3 protein-coding genes are annotated in these 3,933 nt (G+C 32.7%); 2 read left to right on the top strand and 1 reads right to left on the bottom strand.

Translation table 11 applies throughout. The annotated features are described in order from the left end of the window. The coding region (locus BU038_RS11965; RefSeq protein WP_107606206.1) for a hypothetical protein at positions 1-557 on the bottom strand (557 nt) is incomplete at its 3' end. Positions 558-736: 179 nt separating this feature from the next. On the opposite strand from BU038_RS11965, the gene BU038_RS11960 reads away from it, so the two are divergent. Together BU038_RS11960 and BU038_RS11955 are read left to right on the top strand one after the other, a co-directional pair. Next, the gene (locus BU038_RS11960; RefSeq protein WP_107606205.1) at positions 737-1,249 is read left to right on the top strand and encodes a hypothetical protein; all 513 of its coding nucleotides are present in this window, start codon (positions 737-739) and stop codon (positions 1,247-1,249) included. A 207-nt stretch (positions 1,250-1,456) separates the two neighbouring features. Next, a complete protein-coding gene (locus BU038_RS11955) occupies positions 1,457-3,550 on the top strand; it encodes a heavy metal translocating P-type ATPase (RefSeq protein WP_142402606.1) in 2,094 nt (697 codons plus the stop codon). Positions 3,551-3,933: the final 383 nt, after the last annotated feature.

Genomic DNA, 3,933 nt, shown 5'->3' with positions numbered 1-3,933 from the left:
TTTTGGTATTGGTCAGTGACATTTTGATCTGTCGCATTAGAAGCTTTATCTTTTAATTGATTGACTTCATTTTGTGCAGACTCAATCGCATTTTGGCTGTTTTGACCGTTTTGAATGTTGTTTTTAGCACTTTCAATTTTTTCTTTAATAACTGTTTCTTTCTCACGAATGATTTCTTTATAATTATTTGTCACTGGTTTTTGAGCTTGCGAGTTATTTGGTTGTGTTTGTTGTGTCTGTGCATTTTGATTTGCAGTTTCTGTACTATCTTTTGGTTGCATCATATTTCTGACGATAAATATCGCCACTACAATCAATAAGATAACTACAATTGCTGCTAAACCTTTTTTCCACTTACTATTTTTACGATTTTCATCTTCTAACATTCGTTCGCGTCTGTAATCACGTTCATTATAATAACGACCATCTTCATCAGAACGTCTGCGGTATTCTTCTTCACGTGAATCATGATAACGTGGATCTTGACTATCTCTTGAAGCACGTGGGTCTCGATTATAACGGTCATAATCAGGTTGATTTCTATCTGAGCGTTTCATGTCTATCACCTTATTTCAAAATAATGTTAAAGTTTTTCTTATATTACTCTTACCACTATTGTACCACGCGTATTCATACTGCACCTCGTATAAAAGTCGTATCTATTTTTGTATTTCTATTGTATTCAATATAGACTTATAAGATAATAATAGAAATTGCTTGAAATGAGGGAATTGTTTTGCGCCAATCATCTAATAAAATGCCACGCACTATTATGAAATATTGCGGTTCAATCATATTATTAATACTCATCGTCTACTATTTATATAAAAACTACGGCAGTAACTTATTTAGACTTGATATACCAACTAACTCTTCTATGTATTACATTATCCATCTGGATTGGAATAGATACGCAGAAGCTTATGTCGCAACTTTAACAACTATTATTATTCCATTAATTTTAATTGGAGTTATTTTATTCATTCTGACTCGACTGACTAAAGGTACTGTTAAAAGTATATTAATCAAAATACTGCCGCTCATTTTATTTATCGCACTTTTCGTCTTAATCTTTGTACCGATGTTATTTGTATTAAATGTCACACATTTTTCTTTCTTAGCGACATTCTTATCTTTCTTAGCTTTATCTAGACCCGCAATGGTTAAGATTTATCGCTTCAGTCAAAAAAGTGTAGATGAAATCAATCATCCAGAAATCAACAAAACAAAAAACGATAATCAATCATAAGATGCATCCACTTCATATCGGAGTGGATGTTTTTATTTCTTTAACTATATGCCACCTAACATTATATGAATACCAAAGAGCTCTAAAAAAATAAGCAAATGTACTTTAAATGAACATAAATACTATTGATTGAAGCGCAGTTATAAAGCGGATGATTACAAAGTGAATAGAAACATAAGCCATATACTCCATACCCCTATACCGTATATGTTATACTTACATTGTATTAACTTACCAATATATTTAGGAGGTATTATTTTGTCGAATCATGAACATACGCATAATAACGGACAACATAAACACCATTCGCATACTAGTGATAACGGTCACGATCATCACATGCATCATCATGGGAATTTTAAGCGTAAATTTTTTATTTCATTAATTTTCACGATACCGATTATTATTTTATCACCTATGATGGGTATTCAATTACCTTTCCAAGTTTCGTTTCCTGGATCAGAGTGGATTGTTTTGATTCTATCGACCATTTTATTTTTTTATGGCGGCATGCCCTTCTTATCAGGCGCTAAGGATGAAATTGCTTCTAAAAAACCTGGCATGATGACTTTAGTAGCACTTGGTATTTCGGTGGCTTATTTCTATAGTTTGTATGCATTTTACATGAATAATTTTAGTGATTCATCGTCACATACAATGGATTTCTTCTGGGAGTTAGCAACTTTAATTATTATCATGTTATTAGGACACTGGATTGAAATGAACGCAGTTGGCAGCGCAAGTAATGCGCTTAAAAAGATGGCTGAACTTCTACCCAATACTGCGGTAAAAGTAACTGAAAATGGTCAACGTCAAGAACTTAAAATTTCAGAGATTCATAAAGGCGATATTGTAGAAGTTAAAGCTGGTGAAAATATTCCTACAGATGGAGTAATTGTTCAAGGTAAAACATCTATTGATGAGTCGTTAGTTACTGGAGAGTCTAAAAAGGTTCCAAAAAGCGATAACGATAATGTTATCGGCGGTTCAATGAATGGTTCTGGTACAATTCAAATAAAAGTAACTGCTACTGGTGAACATGGCTACTTATCTCAAGTTATGGGATTAGTAAGCCAAGCACAAAATGATAAATCAGATGCTGAACTTCTTTCTGATAAAGTCGCAGGTTATTTATTTTATTTTGCGGTAACCAGCGGTTTAATTGCGTTTATTGTATGGATGCTGATACAAAACAATATTGACTTTGCACTTGAACGTTTAGTCACTGTATTGGTTATTGCTTGTCCGCACGCATTAGGTTTAGCGATACCTTTAGTTACAGCACGTTCTACTTCTATAGGTGCACATAATGGATTAATTATCAAAAATAGAGAATCCGTAGAAATTGCACAGCATATTGATTATATTATGATGGATAAAACAGGTACTTTAACTGAAGGTAATTTTTCGGTTAACCATTATGAGAGTTTCACAGATCAATTCAACCATAAAGAAATATTAAGTTTATTTGCTTCATTAGAAAGCAGCTCTGAACATCCGCTTGCTGTTGGAATTGTCGAATATGCAAAAGAAAATAATATTTCTTATCCATCTCCTAAAGATGTTAATAATATTTCAGGTGTAGGATTAGAAGGTAGCGTTGATGGTAAGAAAATTAAAATTGTAAGTGCCTCCTATTTAGATAAAAATGACTTGAGTTATAATAAAAATCAATTTAAAGAACTTGCTCAGCAAGGAAACTCTATTAGTTATTTAATTTACGAACAACAAGTGATTGGCATTATTGCCCAAGGAGATCAAATCAAAGAAAGTTCAAAACAAATGGTTTCAGATTTATTAGCTAGAAACATCACACCAGTTATGCTAACAGGAGATAATAATGAAGTAGCACAAGCAGTGGCTAATGAATTAGGAATTAGTGATGTTCATGCACAATTAATGCCTGAAGATAAAGAAAGCATCATTAAAGATTATCAGAAAAACGGCAGTAAAGTGATGATGGTCGGTGATGGCATTAATGATGCTCCAAGCTTAGTCAGAGCAGACATTGGAATGGCCATTGGCGCAGGCACAGATGTAGCTGTTGAATCAGGTGATGTTATACTCGTCAAAAGTAATCCTTCTGATATTATCAACTTCCTGACTTTATCCAAAAACACCATGCGAAAAATGGTTCAAAACTTATGGTGGGGAGCTGGATATAACATCATTGCGGTACCTCTTGCAGCTGGTATACTAGCATTTATGGGTATAATACTCTCACCTGCTGTTGGAGCAATACTCATGTCCTTAAGTACAATTATTGTAGCGATTAATGCTTTCACATTAAAACTAAGATAAATGATTCAATAAAATATAACCACTTTCATAAACAAATTATGAGAGTGGTTATTTTAGTTTATTTATACTTGTTCGTACTATTCCAATAGTTACAAAACATGAAAATTTCATTTCAAAATTAAAAGCCAAATGATTATACATCAAATGGCTACTGCTTTTAAAATTTCAACTTAACTAGGCATGAACTCTCCTCTTTAGACATCTTCAACTTTTAACAGGCATGAACTCTCCCTTTTGAATCATTCAACTTAGCAAGGCATGAATGCTCCTACTTTTAATAACATGTGTTATATTCAAATACATTATACACTAGACGTTATTTACGATACAAGAAATTTTATAATGATGAGAAATAATAGTTCATATTAAAGTTGATTTAGTTG

Origin of the sequence: Staphylococcus simulans (assembly GCF_003043455.1) — a bacterium.
GTDB classification, from domain to species: Bacteria; Bacillota; Bacilli; order Staphylococcales; family Staphylococcaceae; genus Staphylococcus; species Staphylococcus simulans_A.
This window is presented reverse-complemented; position numbering and strand designations above follow the sequence as displayed.